Source organism: Citrobacter sp. Cpo090 (assembly GCF_030332665.1).
Taxonomy (GTDB): Bacteria; Pseudomonadota; Gammaproteobacteria; order Enterobacterales; family Enterobacteriaceae; genus Citrobacter; species Citrobacter portucalensis.
The window spans coordinates 205398-225700 of record NZ_JAOWHK010000025.1 but is presented as its reverse complement, the minus strand read 5'-3'; the positions used below and the strand labels follow the sequence as shown (position 1 = coordinate 225700).

The 20303-nt window shown below is 52.9% G+C and carries 21 protein-coding genes; 8 read left to right on the top strand and 13 right to left on the bottom strand.

Annotated features, from left to right (window positions below; genetic code table 11):
* Positions 1–18: 18 nt before the first annotated feature.
* Entirely contained in the window at positions 19–1404 is a 1386-nt protein-coding gene (locus OGY83_RS03615; protein WP_286635305.1) for a YchO/YchP family invasin, read from the bottom strand.
* A gap of 219 nt (positions 1405–1623) precedes the next feature.
* On the opposite strand from OGY83_RS03615, the gene OGY83_RS03610 reads away from it, so the two are divergent.
* Positions 1624–1977 (top strand): DsrE/DsrF/TusD sulfur relay family protein, encoded by a 354-nt coding sequence (locus tag OGY83_RS03610; protein ID WP_047410733.1) that lies wholly within the window; start codon positions 1624–1626, stop codon positions 1975–1977.
* Between the two features lie 262 nt (positions 1978–2239).
* Positions 2240–2485, top strand: a complete 246-nt coding sequence (locus OGY83_RS03605) for a DUF1883 domain-containing protein (RefSeq protein ID WP_003020763.1) — start codon at positions 2240–2242, stop codon at positions 2483–2485.
* 54 nt (positions 2486–2539) lie between these two features.
* On the opposite strand, the gene OGY83_RS03600 is transcribed toward OGY83_RS03605, so the two are convergent.
* Positions 2540–3235 carry a gamma-glutamylcyclotransferase gene (locus OGY83_RS03600; RefSeq protein ID WP_016156738.1) on the bottom strand — a complete coding sequence of 232 codons (696 nt, stop codon included), beginning with the start codon at positions 3233–3235 and terminating at the stop codon, positions 2540–2542.
* A gap of 196 nt (positions 3236–3431) precedes the next feature.
* Positions 3432–3662, bottom strand: a complete 231-nt coding sequence (chaB, locus tag OGY83_RS03595; RefSeq protein ID WP_079937413.1) for a putative cation transport regulator ChaB — start codon at positions 3660–3662, stop codon at positions 3432–3434.
* 399 nt (positions 3663–4061) lie between these two features.
* Between chaB and chaA the strand changes: the two genes are divergently transcribed.
* Positions 4062–5162 carry a sodium-potassium/proton antiporter ChaA gene (gene chaA, locus OGY83_RS03590; protein WP_079937414.1) on the top strand — a complete coding sequence of 367 codons (1101 nt, stop codon included), beginning with the start codon at positions 4062–4064 and terminating at the stop codon, positions 5160–5162.
* Positions 5163–5215: 53 nt separating this feature from the next.
* Here chaA and OGY83_RS03585 read toward each other — a convergent pair whose 3' ends face one another.
* Both OGY83_RS03585 and OGY83_RS03580 read right to left on the bottom strand, forming a co-directional pair.
* The gene (locus tag OGY83_RS03585; protein ID WP_353622044.1) at positions 5216–5512 is read right to left on the bottom strand and encodes an amidohydrolase family protein; all 297 of its coding nucleotides are present in this window, start codon (positions 5510–5512) and stop codon (positions 5216–5218) included.
* Positions 5513–5632: 120 nt separating this feature from the next.
* Positions 5633–6226 (bottom strand): TetR/AcrR family transcriptional regulator, encoded by a 594-nt coding sequence (locus tag OGY83_RS03580; protein ID WP_286635304.1) that lies wholly within the window; start codon positions 6224–6226, stop codon positions 5633–5635.
* A 72-nt stretch (positions 6227–6298) separates the two neighbouring features.
* Between OGY83_RS03580 and bdcA the strand changes: the two genes are divergently transcribed.
* Positions 6299–7012: an SDR family oxidoreductase gene (gene bdcA, locus OGY83_RS03575; protein WP_079937416.1), complete on the top strand. Its 714-nt coding sequence runs from the start codon at positions 6299–6301 to the stop codon at positions 7010–7012.
* Positions 7013–7078: 66 nt separating this feature from the next.
* On the opposite strand, the gene kdsA is transcribed toward bdcA, so the two are convergent.
* The 6 genes from kdsA to hemA are packed head-to-tail and all read right to left on the bottom strand — an operon-like array spanning position 7079 to position 12383.
* Positions 7079–7933 carry a 3-deoxy-8-phosphooctulonate synthase gene (gene kdsA / locus OGY83_RS03570; protein WP_286635303.1) on the bottom strand — a complete coding sequence of 285 codons (855 nt, stop codon included), beginning with the start codon at positions 7931–7933 and terminating at the stop codon, positions 7079–7081.
* Between the two features lie 35 nt (positions 7934–7968).
* Complete coding sequence (sirB1, locus tag OGY83_RS03565; protein WP_079937417.1) at positions 7969–8778, bottom strand: invasion regulator SirB1; 810 nt, start codon at positions 8776–8778, stop codon at positions 7969–7971.
* 2 nt (positions 8779–8780) lie between these two features.
* Complete coding sequence (sirB2, locus tag OGY83_RS03560; RefSeq protein ID WP_079937418.1) at positions 8781–9173, bottom strand: invasion regulator SirB2; 393 nt, start codon at positions 9171–9173, stop codon at positions 8781–8783.
* Entirely contained in the window at positions 9170–10003 is an 834-nt protein-coding gene (prmC, locus tag OGY83_RS03555; protein WP_286635302.1) for a peptide chain release factor N(5)-glutamine methyltransferase, read from the bottom strand. The genes sirB2 and prmC overlap by 4 nt, the downstream gene beginning before the upstream one ends.
* On the bottom strand, positions 10003–11085 hold the full coding sequence (gene prfA / locus OGY83_RS03550; protein WP_286635301.1) for a peptide chain release factor 1: 1083 nt from the start codon (positions 11083–11085) through the stop codon (positions 10003–10005). The genes prmC and prfA overlap by 1 nt, the downstream gene beginning before the upstream one ends.
* A 41-nt stretch (positions 11086–11126) precedes the next feature.
* A complete protein-coding gene (hemA, locus tag OGY83_RS03545; RefSeq protein ID WP_003833420.1) occupies positions 11127–12383 on the bottom strand; it encodes a glutamyl-tRNA reductase in 1257 nt (418 codons plus the stop codon).
* Positions 12384–12594: 211 nt separating this feature from the next.
* Here hemA and lolB point away from each other — a divergent pair, with 211 nt between their 5' ends.
* From lolB to dauA, 4 genes are all read left to right on the top strand, one after another.
* Positions 12595–13218, top strand: a complete 624-nt coding sequence (gene lolB, locus OGY83_RS03540) for a lipoprotein insertase outer membrane protein LolB (protein WP_079937420.1) — start codon at positions 12595–12597, stop codon at positions 13216–13218.
* Positions 13215–14066 carry a 4-(cytidine 5'-diphospho)-2-C-methyl-D-erythritol kinase gene (gene ispE, locus OGY83_RS03535; protein ID WP_286635300.1) on the top strand — a complete coding sequence of 284 codons (852 nt, stop codon included), beginning with the start codon at positions 13215–13217 and terminating at the stop codon, positions 14064–14066. Before lolB ends, ispE begins: the two co-directional genes overlap by 4 nt.
* Before the next feature lie 269 nt (positions 14067–14335).
* Complete coding sequence (gene prs, locus OGY83_RS03530) at positions 14336–15283, top strand: ribose-phosphate diphosphokinase (protein WP_001518537.1); 948 nt, start codon at positions 14336–14338, stop codon at positions 15281–15283.
* A 124-nt stretch (positions 15284–15407) separates the two neighbouring features.
* Complete coding sequence (gene dauA, locus OGY83_RS03525; RefSeq protein ID WP_079937422.1) at positions 15408–17090, top strand: C4-dicarboxylic acid transporter DauA; 1683 nt, start codon at positions 15408–15410, stop codon at positions 17088–17090.
* A gap of 97 nt (positions 17091–17187) precedes the next feature.
* Here dauA and OGY83_RS03520 read toward each other — a convergent pair whose 3' ends face one another.
* Positions 17188–18651 carry a pyridoxal phosphate-dependent decarboxylase family protein gene (locus tag OGY83_RS03520; protein ID WP_286635299.1) on the bottom strand — a complete coding sequence of 488 codons (1464 nt, stop codon included), beginning with the start codon at positions 18649–18651 and terminating at the stop codon, positions 17188–17190.
* A 15-nt stretch (positions 18652–18666) separates the two neighbouring features.
* Positions 18667–20052 carry a diaminobutyrate--2-oxoglutarate transaminase gene (locus OGY83_RS03515; RefSeq protein ID WP_008784983.1) on the bottom strand — a complete coding sequence of 462 codons (1386 nt, stop codon included), beginning with the start codon at positions 20050–20052 and terminating at the stop codon, positions 18667–18669.
* Positions 20053–20303 lie beyond the last annotated feature (251 nt).

The following is a 20303-nucleotide window of genomic DNA, read 5'->3' as shown; positions in this document are numbered from 1 at the left end:
CGCGTTGATGTTTCAGTGCTAACGAGGATCATTTTCCGAAACGGTAATAAACGGTTCGGTCAGTGATAGCGTGATCTCATTGGAAGAGACACGCTGACCCTGCTCATCTTCTACCACCACTGACAGTCGCCAGCGGTTTGTCGCGCCTTCGCTGTTGTTCCACTTCGGCATAATAATCGTCCATCCCTGCGTGCTTCGCGCATTGCTGCCAGCCGTTAAGCTCAACGCCTGAGTATCACCCTGCCAGGTCAAATGGCGGATCCCATACAAACTACGCACCTGCAGCTTCAGCGCCACCGTCTCTCCAGGCTTAAGATCCCAGGGCGGCGTGGCCAAAAATACCGTCAGCGTTTTACGCTGGCGATATTCCAGCGTCGGCAGATTGTTACGCTGCGGATCGTCATAACGACTGCCGCGCAGCGATCGGCTGTTTGCCACCTCGCTGACCATCAGCTGTTTTTTTAGCGGTACGCCAAATCGGTAATTCAGCGTTAAGCCGAGGTTATTCTGGCTGACTCCACTTTCGCCCTGCTTATGTTGTGCCGTCACGGTAATCAACGGCACCGGCGTATAGCTCAATCCCAGATTCACCGCCACAGGATTGTGGTACCCGGTTCCGGAATGAAACAGATCCACCCGGTCGCCAAAATATTGTTCCACGCTGACGCTGGTATTGAGGTGTTGATAGAACGGCATACGCATTTGCGCAGTCAGGTCGTAACCGCGGGCCATCCGTTGTTCCTGGGTTGCGGAACGCTCCTGCCAGGAGGACAACGGTTGGTAATAGTTAGCGGATAAGCGCAAGTATTCGCCCCACGCCTCGGCGCCGAGGCCTCCCCGGGGCAAATTTTCATCCAACAGGTTGTCATAAAAGGTGTTGTAACCCAGAAACCAGCCGTCGCGTACCCAGCGCTGCCCAATCCCCGCATTGCTGACTAAACCTTCGTCCTGTTGCGTCAGCCCTAACTGGCTCCAGGTTAAATATCGTTGATTGTCCTGCCACGGGATAAACCAGCTTCCCCGACTTCCGGTAAAGCTGCCTTCGTTATCCACCTGCAATCCAACGCTGGCGTTTCCCCAGGGAGAGAGCCAGGATTCCAGTTGCTGATTCACCTGTTCGCTGACCGTGTCACGCACCTGACCAAACGCGAAATGCTTCGCCTGTTCACCCGTATCAAGCCCGTTATCGGTCATGCTGGCTTCACCAAAGGCTTTGACCATTTCGGCAAAATGCTTTTCGCCTGCCCGCGACTCCGGCGCCATGCCGAGATCGGGCAAGCCATCACTATTGTTATCAAAAGGGTTTTCAGCCTGGTACACAAAAGACGGCTGCGCGCTGGCAATACCGCCTGCCAGCGGCAAGAGTGAGAATACAGCGAGAGAAAAATAAATATTACGGCTCAAATCGTCAGTTGTTTCTTACATCAATTAATTAGGCATACCTAAGTTAAACCATAACGTCTTCGGCTGTTAATTGCAGCCTTTATCCCCGTTTTCGGGATTTTCCGACCCGGATAATAAGAGGTACCCACTTCTGCAATCATGCTTTCTTTTCTACTTAAGCCAACAGGGAGTAACATACACACCAGGCATTATCCCTTCCATCTGATAACAGGAGTAAAAATGCAAAAGATAGTGATCGTCGCGAACGGTGCAGCCTATGGAAGCGAATCGTTATTTAACAGCCTGCGTCTGGCCATTGCACTACGCGAACAGGAAGCGGATCTCGACCTGCGTCTGTTTTTAATGTCGGACGCGGTAACGGCGGGCTTACGCGGTCAAAAACCTGCGGAAGGATATAATATTCAGCAAATGCTGGAGATCCTGACGGCGCAAAATGTGCCAGTCAAACTGTGCAAAACCTGCACCGATGGCCGTGGCATAACCGAACTGCCGTTAATTGACGGAGTAGCCGTCGGCACGCTGGTAGAACTGGCTCAATGGACGCTGGCTGCAGATAAAGTGCTGACCTTCTGATACACCGCTTTCAGGCAAGCACACTGAAAGTGTCGATAATTTCCGGATTTAATCGTAGATGGGCGCGGTTTCGTTGAACGTTAGCACGCCCTTTCAATCCTTTTGAGGAATTTTGTCACTTTTGTTTAATCGTTATGCCATTTTTTGATCAAAATCAGCATCCTGTTGCTCCCCCTTTGGTGTTATGCAATGAGTGAAATGTGAACAACATCACGCAGCACTTTCGACAGAAAGTACGTTGTTTTCAAGAACGGGGTGAAAAATGGCATTAGTGAAGGCGAGTTTAAAGTTATTTGGTGGCGATACGGTGGTTGTGCGCTGTTCCGAGCGCTGTCACATCCATCTGATGAGCGAGAAAAATCACGTCAAAGACACGCAGTCCGACATCTTAAGCGTGCAGGATCGTGATAACGCATGGTTGACCGTACCGTATACCGGCATCTGGAATGTGCTGATCGACAGCCACAGCCAGTCGCTGGAGCATTCGATAAGTTATATTGCAGCCTAAGTGTTAAATGCCCGAAAAGCGCCTGGATTTCGGGCATTCAGTTCCAGGCTAGATTCAGGCAAACCCTGGGCGCATAACACCTTCCGGCAGGTTCTCTCCTAACAATCGTTTGACCGTGATCACCAGATCGTTAAGACAATCATCCTGCATCCCCAACTTGACCAGCTCTTGCTCCAGTGAGAACAGATACTGGGCGTTGGTGCCTAAAGGTCCGCTCGCTGCGGCGATAAGCGGCGCAATCACCTGCGCGCGCGTGTCTGACTCAAACAGCGGATGACGCGGATCCATAATAAAGACCAGTGCGTTCACCGTCCGACCATCATCAAGCGCCAACTGACACCAGGTCGGCAGATAACAGCCAGTGATCATTTCTCGCTTCCACAGCAGAGAAAGCTCTTGTTCCAGGGACGCGTCTGGCAAGCGGTAGGCCACACCGGTGGTGCGTCCGCCCTCTTTAAGGGCCAGCATACGTCCTGGCTGACACGCCGTTCCTCGCCCCGCCGTCAGGCGCAGACAAAAGGCTCGGTGCCAGCCGACTAACGTCCCGGTACAGGACTCTTCAAACTCTAAGGCCGGGTTCCACATCAACGATCCATAACCGAAGATCCACACCGGTCCATCATCTGGTCGGCAAGCGAGCGTGGCGGCCAGTGAGGCTGCACGTTGTTCCGCTGACCAGAGTAGTGATTCTTCAATAGCACCAAATGCCGTCTTACAGTCAGCATTCAATAAAAAATCACGCGTTAACACCTTACACCTCCGCCACTGCTGCTTCCCTGCGACAACTTTTTTGACGCCTTCCGGGCTTTTTTACTGCTCATTTTGAAACCAATAGCTGGACAATAGGCAATTCACCGCTCGCTTGCAAGGCATCAACGGCGCGGCGTAGCACGATTCGCTAACGCCTGATGCCGGCTAGTTTATAAAGGCATTATAATTGATATTGTTACGCCTTCTTATGCCATTTATCATCATCACCTTTTTGATAATCATTTTTGACCGCAGCCCACGCCACTTTGTGTGCCGTCTCTTCACGTGTGGCATCGTCACGGCGATCGGACTTATCTTTATACTGCTCCCAGGCGCTGTTGAAAGCTTCTTTGTAAATATCCTGAGCATGGGCTGGCAGAACATGCTGCACGCTGTCAGGCAGATCGCTTTTGGATTTATACGGCATTGTAAACTCCCCTTTTTAGGCTAAACCTTAAGTGTGGTTAACAATGCGGCGATGCGCCAACAATAGACATTTTTAGAAACCTTCTTCATCTAACCTTCTGTTAATTAAACAGTCTATAAACAAGAAATTTGTTTTTGACCGCTTTGAGAGGAAAAATAAGTGATGTAGTAAAATTTCGTAAAATGTCACCTACAAAACCAGGTTTTCTGTTATTTTTTACATTCTTTAATACTTTTTATAATTATATACCCTAAATAATTCGAGTTGCTTAAAGGCGGCAAGGGAGTGAATCCCCAGGGCATAGATAACTATGTAACTGGGGTGAGCGAGCGTAGCCAACGCATAAGCAACTTGAAGTATGACGGGCATAAATACCTGCAGAGACGGAGAATTAATTCAATGACACAAGTACAAGAGGCGGTCAAAACCCGCCACAAGGAGACCTCTCTCGTCTTCCCGATTTTAGCGCTGGTAGTACTGTTCTTTTGGGGGAGCAGTCAGTCACTACCAGTGGTCATCGGCATTAATGCGCTGGCCCTTATTGGTATATTAAGCAGCGCATTCAGCGTTGTCCGTCATGCGGACGTATTAGCGCATCGACTTGGCGAACCCTACGGGTCGCTGATCCTCAGCTTGTCCGTTGTTATACTTGAAGTTAGCTTAATCTCCGCATTAATGGCGACCGGCGATGCCGCGCCTACGCTCATGCGCGACACGCTCTATTCAATCATTATGATCGTAACCGGTGGTCTGGTCGGTTTTTCATTACTGTTAGGTGGCCGTAAATTTGCTACTCAGTATATGAATCTGTTTGGTATTAAACAGTATTTAATCGCCCTGTTCCCACTGGCCATTATTGTACTGGTGTTCCCGATGGCTTTACCGGGAGCAAATTTCACCACCGCGCAGGCGCTGTTAGTGGCATTGATTTCTGCGGCGATGTACGGCGTATTTTTGCTAATTCAAACTAAAACGCATCAGAGCCTGTTCATTTATGAGCATGAAGACGAGGGTGACGACGACGACCCGCATCACGGTAAACCGTCAGCCCACAGCAATTTGTGGCATGCCGCCTGGCTTATCATTCATCTGATCGCTGTTATTGCCGTGACCAAAATGAACGCCAGCCCGCTGGAAACATTGCTGACTGAACTGAATGCCCCAGTGGCATTTACCGGTTTCCTGGTCGCATTGCTGATCCTCTCTCCTGAAGGCCTCGGCGCGCTGAAAGCGGTTCTGAGTAATCAGGTACAGCGGGCGATGAATTTATTCTTCGGTTCGGTGTTAGCCACCATTTCACTGACCGTTCCGGTAGTGACCCTGATCGCATGGGCAACCGGGAATGATTTGGTCTTTGCGCTGGGCGCGCCAGAGATGATTGTGATGGTTTCATCACTGGTACTGTGCCACATCTCTTTCTCCACTGGGCGCACCAACGTGCTTAACGGTGCGGCGCATCTGGCGCTGTTTATCGCCTATCTGATGACGATATTCGCCTGATTAGTCTTTTGGTAGAACCCACGGCCCTTCTCAGGGCCGTTTTCTTTTACCGCTCACTGCTCCGGATAAACCTGTTGACCATCGACAAATGTTAATAACGACTCCGTTTGGTGCAATTTGTCTGCCGGAATAGCCATAATATCCTGGTTAAGCACCGCAAAATCGGCGAGCTTACCTGTCCGCAAACTTCCCCTCTGCTGTTCTGCAAAAGCTATCCAGGCGGCATTGAGGGTATATATTTTTAACGCATCTTCTCGGCTTAACTGGCGCGTATCATGACGTACCGAGCCGTCGAGCGCTTTACCTGTTACATGATATTCAATGGCATGCCAAACTCCTGCAATGCCAATCCGCGTCGCATCCGTACCACCTACAACGATAACCCCCTGCTCTGATGCGGGTTGATATGAGGCGCGCCTGATTAAGTTCCCCTTTTCCTCATCATATTTATCTACCTTTTCATGTGATGATCATCTGGAAAGCTGATGCAGCACCGCTACGCTGGCGATTCTTGCGCTGGCTAGCAGACGTTCGAACGTATGCCCGCAACGCGCTTTTCCCGACAGGCCAAGCATTGTGGTACTGACGTAATCAGTCAGGCTGTCAGCCTCTTGGGGGTAGCGCTGTGCGATAAAGTCGTGAATTTTATGTTCGGCAGCCGAGTAGAAATTCCGCGCGACCTTCCGCGCCTGCGGATCGTTACTGTGCGTGCCCTCCAGGACCAAACATCCCGGCGCATGCGGATCTGCGGCATAACGTCGCGCCGCCTCTTCAAGCAGATCGGTAAGGCATGCAGAAACGGGCTTGTCGGGGCGCAGAATGTCATCAAAAGGGATCGCCTCGGTTTGTACGTAGCGATCAAGAACACGTTTATAAAGACCGATTTTGTTCCCAAAAGCAGCATAGAAGCTGGGGGGCTTGATCGACAACGCCGCGGTAACATCCGCCACGCTAACGGCGTCATATCCATGTGCGTGAAATAAGGGCTGTACTTTGGCAACCGCCATTTCTGGATCAAAATTACGTGGTCGACCAGGTGCGCGAGTACATTTTGTAGTGCTCATTACAAATCCATTGACAGAAAACTATGCACCTATTATATATCGATCACTACATAATTGTTCAAGGAGTATATTATGCCCTCATTTAACGGCAAGTCAGTTCTGGTTCTTGGCGGCAGTCGTGGGATTGGCGCAGCTATCGTGCGCCGTTTTGCCGCGGATGGCGCATCGGTTACCTTTACCTATTCAGGATCCCCTGACGCTGCCAAAGCGCTTGCTGATGAGACGGGTACCCAGGCTGCGCAAACCGATAGCGCCGATCGCAACGCCGTCATTAACCGTGTACGCGAAAGCGGCCCACTGGACGTGCTGGTAGTTAATGCAGGCATTATTCTGTTTGGTGATGCGCTGGAGCAGGATCCTGATGACGTTGAACGCCTGTTCCGGATTAACATTCACTCCCCATACTATGCGGCCGTGGAAGCGGCACGGCAGATGCCTGACGGCGGACGCATTATCATTATTGGTTCTGTGAATGGCGACCGAATGCCTCTTGCCGGCCTGGCTTCTTACGCAGTGAGTAAATCAGCGCTGCAAGGGCTGGCCCGTGGCCTGGCGCGTGATTTCGGCCCGCGCGGCATTACGGTAAACGTGGTTCAACCAGGTCCTATTGATACCGATGCCAACCCGGAAGATGGCCCACTGAAAGAGGTGATGCACAGTTTTATGGCGCTAAAACGACATGGTCGACCAGAAGAAGTTGCGGGAATGGTTGCCTGGCTTGCAGGCCCTGAGGCTGGGTTTGTGACGGGGGCAATGCATACAATTGACGGTGCGTTTGGCGCCTGACGGCCACCCTTAACACCTTTTCAAAAAGCAGTCCGAAGAGATATCTCTCCGGACTGCAACACTTTCTTAGTTCTCGGTATCCAGCTCGTCGAAGCTTTTCACCAGGTCATCAATTGCTTTAATCTGGGTCAGGAATTGTTCCAGTTTCGCCAGCGGCAGCGCGGATGGACCATCGCATTTCGCATTGGCTGGATCCGGATGTGCTTCAATAAACAGACCTGCCAGACCTACCGCCATACCGGCGCGCGCCAGTTCGGTAACCTGCGCACGACGACCGCCGCTTGCTGCGCCAAACGGGTCACGGCATTGCAGCGCATGGGTAACGTCAAAAATCACCGGTGAGTTGCCGGAGACTTTCTTCATCACGCTGAAGCCCAGCATGTCCACAACCAGGTTGTCGTAACCAAAGTTCGCGCCACGGTCACACAGAATTACTTTGTCGTTACCGCCTTCATGGAATTTATCCACGATATTACCCATCTGGCCCGGGCTTACGAATTGCGGTTTTTTCACGTTGATAACGGCACCGGTTTTCGCCATCGCCTCCACCAGATCGGTCTGACGAGCGAGGAAGGCCGGCAGCTGAATCACATCCACCACTTCAGCAACAGGCTGAGCCTGGCTGGCTTCGTGAACGTCGGTGATCACTTTTACGCCAAAAGTCTGCTTCAGTTCCTGGAAGATTTTCATCCCTTCTTCAAGGCCCGGTCCACGGTAAGAGTGGATGGAAGAACGGTTGGCTTTATCAAAGGAGGCTTTGAACACGTAAGGGATACCCAGCTTTTGAGTAACGGTTACGTAGTGCTCACAAATGCGCATCGCCAGATCGCGGGATTCCAGCACGTTCATTCCGCCAAACAGCACGAACGGCAGGTCATTTGCCACGTTGATGTCGCCAATGCTAACCACTTTTTGTTTCATAGGATCGCCTTAAACGGTAGGTAAAGTGTCATTAATCAATGCAATACAATTTGCTTGTGCGAAATAGTATTAATCTGCGCACGAATCATTTCGCTGATCGGGTCTTCCGGACACTGCTCAACGAAATAACTTAAATCTGTCAGCGCAACATGTTCACACTCCAGCTGCGCGTATATTAATCCACGATCGCGTATTTCATACGGATCTTCAGGATTAAACTGTAATAGTGCTTCACTGGCACGCAGCGCCAGCTCCATTTGCCGCTCTTCCATCAGCGATGATTTCAGTGTGTCGAGCAGCTTGCGGATTACTTCTGCATTATCCGCCTCATCCAGGTCTTCGTTAAACAGTTCCGCGACCGGGCTGATATTCCCCTTCAGCCACACTTCCAGCGTGTGCTCATTTAACGTTTCGCCATTGAACGGATTGATTAGCCACATTTCGCCATCGAGCGATTCAATACGCAGGATGAGTTGTGTCGGGAAAATCACTGGTACCAGCGGCAGTTCCAGTCGGTTGGCAATCCATAATAAGATCGCACCCAGCGACACGGCGCTGCCCTGGCGATTTTTCAGTACCTGGTCAAGCCAGAGTGCATCAGAAAGACGATAGACGCCGCGGGTATCCGTAAACCCCCACTCGCCGTAAAAAATTGCCAGCAGTTTTTCCAGTTGCTCATCCTGAGACAGGAGCTGGCTAATTTCTTCTTGCGCCAGACTGACCAGACGTTCCAGTTCGTCATAGACAGTTTGTGTTGGAAAATCCAGACGGATAGACTCCGACGCCAGGATCATCCCATCACACAATGGCGCTTTATTAAATTCGAAATCAGCTAACGACCTCATGCTTACCCCAGTAACGGTATTTTTGTGGTGGCGAGTTTAATGATGATGTACAGCACCACCAGCGCCAGCGGAAATGCGACTAATCGCGCCTGCTGGCTGCGCGCCCGACGATAATCGAGCGCAATAAAACCCAAAACGATGTAAATGATAACCCCAAACAGCTTTTCAGTCAGCCATGTCCCGTGCTCAGTGAATGGCAGGATGTGCGCTTTAACCATTAATGCCACGCCGCTGAGTAATAAAACGGTATCGACAACCGGCGGCACGATGCGCGTCCAGCGCGCACTGGCAAGGCGTGAGTCGGTGTAACGCCACCAAAAACGCAGCGTCAGCAGGCCAACGGAAAGCGCAATGCTGATGAGATGAACGTTGAGTAACACACTGAAGGTACTCATGACGGGAGGCGCCCAAGCGTAATTCTTTCGTTGCCGCCGTAATCACGGCAGGTTTCAACCGCCAGATAACCCGCGTGAGTAAAGGCATCGCGCACGGCCTCACCCTGCTGCCAGCCATGTTCCAACAACAGATAGCCGCCAGGCAATAACACGTTCTGAGACTGGTCGATGATATGCACGATATCCGCCAGCCCCTGCTCGCCCGCCACCAGCGCCGACAGCGGTTCGAAGCGAACGTCGCCTTGCGCCAGGTGCGGATCCTGTTCGTCGATATACGGCGGATTGCTGACAATCATGTCAAACTGCTGCCCCTGCAAAGCGCTAAACCAGTCGCTTTGCAGCACGCAAACATTGTCGATAGCCAGGTGCTGCGTATTGCGCATAGCCAGCGCTACGGCATCCGGCATACGGTCGACCGCCGTCACCGCGCAATCCGGACGTTCAGTCGCCAGTGCCAGCGCAATGGCACCCGTGCCTGTTCCCAAATCAAGAATACGACACGCAGAAGCCGGCAGGCGAGCCAGTGCCTGCTCCACCAGACACTCGGTATCCGGACGCGGAATAAGCGTGGCTGGAGACACAAACAGCGGCAACGACCAGAACTCGCGCACACCGGTTAAGTGTGCCACCGGTTCACCCCGCTGGCGTCGCTCCAGTAACGTATCAAGCTGTTGACGCTGCGCCTCGGTTAACTCCGTTTCGCCGAAAGCCAGAATAAAGGTGCGCCCTTTGCCAGTAACGAACTCGAGTAAAATCTCGGCGTCACGGCGCGGGCTTTCGCTTGCCTGTAATTGGCTAATCGCTTCACGCAGCCAGTGCTGATAATCCATTAATCCTGCTCGGACAACGCCGCCAGTTGGTCGGCCTGGTATTCCTGGACAATCGGCTCAATCAGCATATCCAGTTTGCCTTCCATCGCTTCATCCAGACGGTAGAGCGTCAGGTTAATGCGGTGATCGGTCACACGACCCTGCGGGAAGTTATAGGTACGGTTACGATCGCTGCGATCGCCGCTGCCCAACAGATTACGACGTTCAGAGGCTTCCGCCTGTTGACGTCTTGCCACTTCGGCGGCACGAATTCGCGCCCCCAGCACCGACATCGCTTTGGCTTTGTTTTTATGCTGCGAACGTTCGTCCTGACATTCCACCACGATACCGGTCGGTAAGTGGGTAATACGAATTGCGGAGTCGGTGGTGTTAACGTGCTGACCGCCCGCGCCTGATGAACGGAAGGTATCAATACGCAGATCGGCCGGGTTGATGTCCGGCAGTTCGGCATCCGGCAGTTCCGGCATAACCGCGACCGTACAGGCAGAGGTATGAATACGCCCCTGTGATTCAGTCGCAGGTACGCGCTGCACACGATGGCCGCCGGACTCAAACTTCAGTCGCCCGTAAACGCCTTCGCCGCTAATCTTGGCAATGACTTCTTTAAATCCGCCATGCTCGCCTTCGCTGGCGCTCATGATCTCAATCCGCCAGCGACGCGATTCAGCGTAACGGCTGTACATGCGGAACAGATCGCCGGCAAACAGCGCCGCTTCATCACCACCGGTTCCCGCGCGCACTTCGAGGAAGGCGTTACGTTCGTCATCGGGATCTTTAGGTAACAGCAGGACCTGCAGATGCTGTTCCAGTTGCTCGCATTTCTCTTTTGCTTCGCGCAGTTCATCCTGCGCCATTTCACGCATTTCAGGATCGTCGAGCATCATCTGAGCCGTCTCGATATCTTCCTGAACCTGTTGCCAGTCCGTAAAACAGCGAGATACATCGCTTAATTGCGCATATTCGCGCGACAGCGCACGAAAGCGATCCTGGTCTGCGATAGTACCCGCATCACCGAGCAGCGCCTGAACTTCTTCATGGCGTTCATGCAGGGCTTCCAGTTTGGCAACGATAGAAGGCTTCATAGGCGTAAATGCACCCTGTAAAAAATAAGATTGGTGTGCTGCTACTCCAGCCCGAGGCTGTCGCGCAGAATATTCAGGCGTTCACTATCCCCGTCACGGGCGGCCTGTTGAAGTGATTTGGTTGGTGCATGAATCAGGCGATTGGTCAGTTTCCAGGCCAGATCCTGCATAATGGCTTGCGCATCACCGCCCTGTTGAAGAGCAGCCAACGCTTTGGCGGTCAGTTCATCACGGATCTGTTCTGACTGACTGCGATACTCGCGGATAGTGTCGCTTGCGCCCTGGGCGCGTAGCCAGGCCATAAACTCGCTGGCTTCCTGCTCCACTATCGTTTCGGCTTCCACCGCCGCCGCTTTGCGCTGGGCCAGGTTATGCGAAATGATGCTTTGCAGGTCATCAACGCTGTACAGATAGGCGTTAGACAATTTACCCACTTCCGGCTCGACATCGCGCGGTACGGCGATATCCACCAGCAGCATAGGCTGATTGCGGCGGTTTTTAAGCGCACGTTCCACCATTCCTTTGCCGATAATCGGCAGCGGACTAGCGGTAGAACTAATAATGATATCGGCATCCTGTAAACGCGCGTCGATATCACTCAGTGAAATCACCTCAGCGCCGACTTCATCCGCCAGCACCTGCGCACGCTCACGCGTACGGTTGGCGATGATCATCTTCTTCACTTTGTGCTCGCGCAGATGTCGCGCGACCAGCTCGATGGTTTCGCCCGCACCGACCAACAGCACGGTTACCGTGGAGAGCGATTCAAATATCTGCCGCGCCAGGGTACAGGCGGCAAACGCCACCGACACGGCGCTGGCACCGATGTCAGTTTCTGTACGTACACGTTTAGCGACAGAGAATGATTTCTGGAACATGCGTTCCAGCGCACTGGCGTTCAGGTGACCTTTTTGCGAATCTGCAAACGCTTTTTTCACCTGCCCCAGAATTTGCGGTTCACCGAGTACCAGTGAATCCAGACCACTGGCAACACGCATCAAATGACTGACTGCGTCGTTGTCCTGGTGCCAATACAAGCTGTTGCGCAGATCTTCTTCATTGAGGTTATGGTATTCACACAGCCAGCGAACCAGCGCTTCTTGCAGGTTATCCTGCTCTTCAACGCTGAGATACAGCTCCGTGCGGTTACACGTCGACAGCACTACCCCGCCCTGCACCATTGGCTGCGCGAGCAGGCTGTCCAGCGCCTGATCGAGCGTATCCGGCGAAAACGTTACGCGTTCTCGCAGCGATACAGGTGCCGTTTTATGGTTAATACCAAGCGCTAAAAGGGTCATGTGTGCGGGAATAGTACCAGCGTTGATAAGGTTAGACTGGGTGCATCATACAGGATGCGTGCGGTCAATAAAAGAGACTGACCCCTTTTGGAGTAATAGCTTAGTGCACAAATTTGAGCGATTTAAGATAACTTGAACGTAGACGACGTCTGATGGCGGCGCTAGCATTAAGAGTTATAACTGCAACGTATCTCAAGGATTTGTCATCACTATGACCCTGCCTGATTTTCGCCTGATTCGCCTGCTGCCGCTGGCGGCCCTGGTTCTTACTGCCTGTACGCTCAACGCACCGAAAGGTCCCGGTAAAAGCCCCGATTCCCCACAATGGCGCCAGCACCAGCAGGAAGTTCGCGCCCTGAACCAGTATCAGACGCGTGGTGCGTTTGCGTATATTTCCGATCAACAGAAAGTGTATGCCCGCTTTTTCTGGCAGCAAACCGGTCAGGATCGCTATCGTCTCCTGCTGACCAACCCACTGGGCAGCACTGAACTGGAACTCAATGCGCAGCCGGGCAACGTCGAACTGGTCGATAACAAAGGCAAGCATTATAACGCCGACGACGCCGAAGAGATGATTGGTAAACTGACCGGCATGCCTATTCCTTTGAACAGCCTGCGCCAGTGGATCCTTGGTCTGCCGGGTGACGCCACCGATTACAAGCTCGACGACCAATATCGCCTTAGTGAAGTGAACTACAGCAAAGACGGTAAAAACTGGAAAGTCGTCTATAGCGCCTACGACAGCAAAACCCAGCCCGCGATGCCAGCAAACATGGAGCTATCCGACGGCTCACAGCGTATTAAGCTCAAAATGGACAACTGGATTGTGAAATGATGACCCATTGGCCCTCTCCGGCGAAACTGAATCTGTTTTTATACATTACCGGACAGCGTGCGGACGGTTACCACACGCTGCAAACCTTGTTTCAGTTTCTTGATTATGGCGACACGATAGATATTGCACTGCGTAGCGACGGCGAAATCCACCTGTTAACCCCGGTGGAAGGCGTTGCGCATGAAGACAATCTGATCGTCCGCGCGGCACGTTTGCTGGTGAAAGCGGCATCTGAAAGCAATCGCCTTACCAAAGGGAGCGGTGCGGACATCAGTATCGACAAACGCCTGCCGATGGGCGGCGGCCTTGGCGGAGGTTCGTCTAATGCGGCGACCGTTCTGGTGGCGCTGAACCATCTCTGGCAGTGCGGACTTTCGGTTGATGAACTGGCGGCACTCGGCTTAACGCTGGGGGCCGACGTTCCCGTGTTCGTGCGCGGCCATGCGGCCTTTGCCGAAGGCGTAGGAGAAATTCTTACACCGGTCGAGCCAGAGGAAAAATGGTATCTGGTTGCACACCCGGGAGTCAGTATTCCGACGCCGGTGATTTTTAACGATCCCGACCTCCCGCGCAACACGCCAAAAAGGTCAATAAAAACGTTACTAAAATGTGAATTCGGCAATGATTGCGAGGTTATCGCAAGAAAACGTTTTCGCGAGGTTGATGCGGCGCTTTCCTGGCTGTTAGAATACGCGCCGTCGCGCCTGACTGGTACAGGGGCTTGTGTCTTTGCTGAATTTGACACTGAGTCTCGTGCTCGCCAGGTGCTTGAGCAAGCCCCGGAATGGCTCAAAGGCTTTGTGGCGAAAGGCGTCAACCTCTCCCCATTGCACAGAGCGTTACTCTAAATCCTTCGGGTTTCAGGAAAATGGCGAAATGACGAATCGCCAGATGCATACAACTTCAGTATGTAGCTGGTGTGAGGAATTGATGCCAGCACAAATGAAACGCGAAAGATAACGAGTAAGCCGGGCAAGCTGAGTTGCGGTGACAACGTCACCCTGTTCCAGACGTTGCATCGCGCTCTTTAATACACCGCATGGAGAGGATACTGCCTGGCCCGCACAGTTTTCGGCAGATTCTTTCCACCAATGGACGCATGCCTGAGGTTCTTCTCGTGCCTGATATGAAGCTTTTTGCTGGTAACGCCACCCCGGAACTAGCACAACGTATTGCCAACCGCCTGTACACTTCACTCGGCGACGCCGCTGTAGGTCGCTTTAGCGACGGCGAAGTCAGCGTACAAATTAATGAAAATGTACGCGGTGGTGATATTTTCATCATCCAGTCCACTTGTGCCCCTACTAACGACAACCTGATGGAATTGGTCGTTATGGTTGATGCGCTGCGCCGTGCTTCCGCAGGCCGTATCACCGCCGTTATTCCTTACTTCGGCTATGCACGTCAGGATCGTCGCGTACGTTCCGCTCGTGTACCGATTACCGCTAAAGTCGTCGCTGATTTCCTGTCCAGCGTTGGCGTTGACCGCGTCCTCACCGTTGACCTGCATGCTGAACAGATCCAGGGCTTCTTCGACGTACCGGTTGATAACGTATTCGGTAGCCCGATCCTGTTAGAAGACATGCTGCAGCTGAACCTGGATAACCCGATTGTGGTTTCTCCGGACATCGGTGGCGTCGTGCGTGCCCGCGCTATCGCTAAACTGCTGAACGATACCGACATGGCTATCATCGACAAACGTCGCCCGCGTGCGAACGTTTCTCAGGTGATGCACATTATTGGTGACGTTGCAGGTCGTGACTGTGTTCTGGTTGATGACATGATCGATACCGGCGGTACGCTGTGCAAAGCAGCAGAAGCACTGAAAGAACGTGGTGCAAAACGCGTATTTGCTTACGCCACTCACCCGATCTTCTCAGGCAATGCGGCAAACAACCTGCGCAACTCAGTGATTGATGAAGTCGTTGTCTGTGACACTATTCCACTGACTGACGAAATCAAAGCGCTGCCAAACGTGCGTACATTGACCCTGTCGGGTATGCTGGCCGAAGCGATTCGTCGTATCAGCAACGAAGAATCCATCTCTGCTATGTTCGAGCATTAATCGAGCCCGGCTCAAAAACCCGCTGCGGCGGGTTTTTTTATCTGTAATACTTATTTGTATGACTTATGCCTCCTTCACCTGCCATTTAGTTGACAGATGATGCGCTCATGGATGAAACATTATTGTGAACAGATTATTTTCCTCACATGTGATGCCTTTCCGCGCCCTCATCGACGCTTGTTGGAAAGAAAAATATACTGCCTCTCGCTTTACCCGTGACCTGATCGCCGGGATAACCGTTGGGATCATCGCCATTCCGCTGGCGATGGCCCTGGCAATAGGCAGTGGCGTTGCGCCGCAGTACGGCCTGTATACCTCAGCCGTCGCTGGGATTGTCATCGCCCTTACCGGGGGATCGCGCTTTAGCGTATCTGGCCCAACCGCCGCTTTCGTGGTGATTCTGTATCCGGTGTCGCAACAGTTTGGGCTGGCAGGCCTGCTGGTTGCCACGCTCATGTCCGGGATATTCCTGATCCTTTTCGGCCTCGCTCGTTTTGGTCGCCTGATCGAATATATCCCCGTGTCGGTAACGTTAGGTTTTACATCGGGTATTGGTATCACCATCGGTACCATGCAGATAAAAGATTTTCTTGGCCTGCAAATGGCCCATGTCCCGGAGCACTATCTGCAGAAGGTCGGCGCGCTATTTATGGCCTTGCCGACCATCAACGTTGGCGATGCCGCCATTGGTGTAGTGACGCTGGGGATCCTGATTTTCTGGCCGCGCCTGGGGATCCGACTGCCGGGCCACCTTCCCGCACTGCTGGCTGGCTGTGCGGTAATGGGTATCGTGAATCTGACCGGCGGCCATGTTGCCACCATTGGTTCTCAGTTCCACTACATTCTGGCCGACGGCTCACAGGGTAATGGTATCCCACAACTGCTGCCGCAGCTGGTTCTGCCGTGGAATATGCCGGAGTCAAACTTTACCCTGAGCTGGAGCTCGTTACAGGCGCTATTACCGGCAGCGTTTTCGATGGCGATGCTGGGGGCAATTGAATCTCTGCTGTGCGCCGTCGTACTCGATGGGATGACCGGCACCAAGCATAAAGCCAACAGCGAGTTGATTGGCCAGGGGCTGGGTAACATCGTGGCACCGTTCTTTGGCGGTATCACCGCCACTGCGGCAATTGCCCGCTCCGCAGCAAACGTCCGCGCCGGGGCGACCTCGCCAGTCTCTGCGGTAATCCACGCGATTCTGGTGATCCTCGCCCTGCTGGTACTTGCACCGCTGCTTTCCTGGTTACCGCTTTCCGCCATGGCCGCCCTGCTGCTGATGGTGGCATGGAACATGAGTGAAGCGCATAAAGTGGTGGATTTGCTGCGTCATGCGCCGAAAGATGACATTATCGTCATGCTGATGTGTATGTCGCTGACGGTGTTGTTCGACATGGTTATTGCCATCAGCGTCGGTATCGTTCTCGCCTCTCTGCTGTTTATGCGTCGTATTGCGCGCATGACACGTCTGGCGCCGGTCAACGTAGACGTACCGGACGATGTGTTGGTACTGCGCGTTATTGGTCCGCTGTTCTTTGCCGCGGCGGAAGGACTATTTACCGATCTCGAGTCACGTATTGAAGGTAAACGCATCGTAGTCCTGAAGTGGGATGCGGTCCCGGTACTGGATGCCGGTGGTCTGGACGCTTTCCAGCGCTTTGTAAAACGTCTGCCGGAAGGTTGTGAATTACGCATCAGTAATCTGGAATTCCAGCCGCTACGTACGATGGCGCGCGCGGGTATTCAGCCGATTGCCGGGCGCCTAACGTTTTTCCCGAATAAAGACGCCGCGCTGGCGGATATCCGCTAACGTGTAGCCCAGCCAGGCGAAACGCCGCCGGATGACAAATGACAGACAAAAAAATGGCTCCCGTGCGTGGGAGCCATTTTTATAACAAGCTTATTGCTTACGCGTTCAGCAGTTTCTCAGCCGTTGCCTTCACGCTTGCCAGCAGGACTTTGACATCCTCCAGACATACCGTAGGATTGAGCAGCGTCAGCTTCAGGCAGGTGACACCATCTGCTTCGGTCACGCCGACGTTGGCGCTACCAGAAGCCAGCAGAACGTCGCCAATACGCTGGTTCAGCAGCGCAACAAACGCCATGTCGTCATTTTGCGGGCGGAAGCGGAACAGCACGCTTGCCAGCTGCGGCTCCATCACCAGCTCAAGATGCGGCTGGGTTTTGACAAACTCAGCAACATCGCGCGCCAGCGTTACGCCATTATCAATGATTTCGGCATACTGCTTTTTGCCCAGCGCTTCGAGGCCCATCCACAGCTTCAGCGCATCAAAACGACGCGTGGTCTGCAGCGACTTTGATACCAGGTTTGGTACGCCAGCCTCTTCATCGAAATCAGAGTTCAGGTACGCCGCCTGGTAGCGCATCAGCTCGTAGTGACGCGCATCTTTTAACAGGAACGCACCGCAGCTGATGGTCTGGAAGAACTGCTTGTGGAAATCCAGCGTCACGGAATCTGCCAGCTCAAGGCCGTTCAGGAAGTCACGATACTTCTCAGAAAGCAGTAACGCCCCGCCCCATGCGGCATCCACGTGCATCCAGATCTGATGTTCTGCCGCCAGCGCTGCAATATCCGCTAACGGATCGATTGCGCCCGCATCGGTAGTACCAGCAGTGGCGACGATTGCCATCACCTGCTCGCCGTTGGCTTTCGCCTGGGCCAGCTTGTCTTTCAGGTCAGTCAGATCCATGCGTGAAAACGCATCGGTCTTCACTTGGGTGACAGAACGGTAGCCCAGCCCCATCAGCGCCATGTTCTTCTGCACGGAGAAGTGCGCGCTTTCAGAGCAGAACACTTTGATTTTACTCAGATCACCGGTCAGACCATCCTGCTGAATGGAATGCCCCTGACGAGCAAAGAAGGCGTCGCGCGCCAGCATCAGGCCCATCAGGTTGCTCTGGGTGCCGCCGCTGGTGAAAACACCCGCATCGCCTGCCGCATAGCCCACCTGCTCACGCAGCCATTCGATCAGCTTGATCTCAATGATGGTGGCCGACGGGCTCTGGTCCCAGGAGTCCATACTCTGGTTGGTGGCGTTGATCAGCACTTCCGCCGCCTGGCTTATTACCAGACTCGGGCAGTGCAGATGCGCCACGCACTGCGCATGGTGAACCAACAAGCTGTCTTTGAGAAAGTATTCAACCGCACGCTCAATAGCGGCCTGGTTGCCCAGGCCCTGAGACGTAAAATTCAGGTTGATACGTTCACGCAGTTGCTCAACGGTTTTACCCTGATACATCTCAGGCTGCTTCAACCATTCAACGACCGCTTGCGTACTCTGCTCGATAGCGTCCTGATAGGCGGCGATGCTTTGCGCCGAGCCGGACAGAATCGGGTTTACGTCTGACATTCGATCCAACTCCGTTTAAACCGGCTTCACGCCAGCGCCCAGCAGGGCGTTTTCGAATTTATCGAGGAAGATTTCCAGCTCAGCGTTGGTGATCAGCAGTGACGGCAGCAGGCGCAGTACGCAACCGTTGCGGCCACCGCGCTCCAGAATCAGCCCGTTTTCGAAGCATTTTTTCTGCAGCAACGCGGACAGCTCGCCATCGGCCGGGTAGCAGCCCATGTGATCCTGCGCTTCGTTCGGCTTCACGATTTCCAGGCCGATCATCAGACCCAGACCGCGCACCTGGCCGATAACCGGGTAGCGTTTCTGCAGGTCAGCCAGTTTGCCTTTCAGCCACTCGCCCTGGGCAGCAACTTTATCGGCAATCTTGTCGTCTTTGAGGATCTTCAGCGTTGTCAGACCGGTCGCCATCGCCAGCTGGTTGCCGCGGAAAGTACCAGTGTGGTGGCCCGGAGCCCACGCATCGAACTGCTTTTTAATGCCCAGTACCGCCAGTGGCAGACCGCCACCAACCGCCTTGGACATCACGATGATATCTGGCTCAATACCGGCGTGTTCGAAGGCGAACAGTTTACCGGTACGTGCAAAGCCAGCCTGAACTTCATCGATGATCAGCAGAATGCCGTGTTCCTGCGTCACTTTACGAATGCGTTGCAGCCACTCGACCGGAGCCGGATTCACGCCGCCTTCTCCCTGCACCGCTTCGAGGATCACGGCAGCCGGTTTACGCACGCCGCTTTCAACGTCGTTGATCAGGTTTTCGAAGTAGTAAGTTAATGCTTTGACGCCAGCGTCGCCGCCGATACCCAACGGGCAACGGTACTGATGCGGATACGGCATAAACTGCACTTCCGCCATCATGTTGCTGACCGCTTCTTTCGGCGACAGGTTCCCGGTCACGGACAGCGCGCCATGGGTCATCCCGTGGTAGCCGCCGGAGAAACTAATGATGCTGGAACGGCCGGTGACTTTCTTCGCCAGCTTCAGCGCGGCTTCAACAGCATCTGCGCCGGACGGACCGGTGAACTGCAGGCAATATTCTTTGCCCTGGCCCGGTAATAAAGAAAGTAAATATGATGAGAATTCATCTTTTAACGGCGTGGTAAGGTCAAGCGTATGTAACGGTAAGCCGCTTGTGATGACACTTTGAATGCTCTGCAGCACTTCAGGATGGTTATGACCAAGCGCCAGGGTTCCGGCACCTGCCAGGCAATCAAGATATTGATTATTTTCTACATCAGTAATCCAGACGCCCTGCGCTTTAGCGATCGCTAATGGCAGTTTACGTGGATAGCTGCGGACATTAGATTCAAACTCAGCCTGTCTTGCTAAAAAGGTATCATTGCTCTGTGGTAATGAATTAGCACTTAAAGTATCAATACGGACTTTATCCGTCATCATATCACTCCTACAACCAGGTGTAGATTAACGCCTGATTGAATAAATGGTTATAAGGATTACCTGTAAAAAAGCGCGGCTAATATATGTTGTTTTAGCTTTGGACTCAATCATTTATTTTTTGGCATCAAAAATAACAACTTTTCCCTTTAAATTCAAAGCATAACAATTATTCACTATTACTAAATCCTAAAGAAATATAGCTATTTAATTAACAATATTGTAGCTAGTTGCAACGCCGACAATGTAATAAA

Coding starts and splice junctions, on each gene's coding strand:
- OGY83_RS03610 (WP_047410733.1), top strand. CDS start 1,624: ATGCAAAAGATAGTGATCGTCGCGAACGGTGCAGCCTATGGAAGCGAA.
- OGY83_RS03605 (WP_003020763.1), top strand. CDS start 2,240: ATGGCATTAGTGAAGGCGAGTTTAAAGTTATTTGGTGGCGATACGGTG.
- chaB (WP_079937413.1), bottom strand. CDS start 3,662: ATGCCGTATAAATCCAAAAGCGATCTGCCTGACAGCGTGCAGCATGTT.
- chaA (WP_079937414.1), top strand. CDS start 4,062: ATGACACAAGTACAAGAGGCGGTCAAAACCCGCCACAAGGAGACCTCT.
- OGY83_RS03580 (WP_286635304.1), bottom strand. CDS start 6,226: ATGAGCACTACAAAATGTACTCGCGCACCTGGTCGACCACGTAATTTT.
- bdcA (WP_079937416.1), top strand. CDS start 6,299: ATGCCCTCATTTAACGGCAAGTCAGTTCTGGTTCTTGGCGGCAGTCGT.
- kdsA (WP_286635303.1), bottom strand. CDS start 7,933: ATGAAACAAAAAGTGGTTAGCATTGGCGACATCAACGTGGCAAATGAC.
- sirB1 (WP_079937417.1), bottom strand. CDS start 8,778: ATGAGGTCGTTAGCTGATTTCGAATTTAATAAAGCGCCATTGTGTGAT.
- sirB2 (WP_079937418.1), bottom strand. CDS start 9,173: ATGAGTACCTTCAGTGTGTTACTCAACGTTCATCTCATCAGCATTGCG.
- prmC (WP_286635302.1), bottom strand. CDS start 10,003: ATGGATTATCAGCACTGGCTGCGTGAAGCGATTAGCCAATTACAGGCA.
- prfA (WP_286635301.1), bottom strand. CDS start 11,085: ATGAAGCCTTCTATCGTTGCCAAACTGGAAGCCCTGCATGAACGCCAT.
- hemA (WP_003833420.1), bottom strand. CDS start 12,383: ATGACCCTTTTAGCGCTTGGTATTAACCATAAAACGGCACCTGTATCG.
- lolB (WP_079937420.1), top strand. CDS start 12,595: ATGACCCTGCCTGATTTTCGCCTGATTCGCCTGCTGCCGCTGGCGGCC.
- ispE (WP_286635300.1), top strand. CDS start 13,215: ATGATGACCCATTGGCCCTCTCCGGCGAAACTGAATCTGTTTTTATAC.
- OGY83_RS03520 (WP_286635299.1), bottom strand. CDS start 18,651: ATGTCAGACGTAAACCCGATTCTGTCCGGCTCGGCGCAAAGCATCGCC.
- OGY83_RS03515 (WP_008784983.1), bottom strand. CDS start 20,052: ATGATGACGGATAAAGTCCGTATTGATACTTTAAGTGCTAATTCATTA.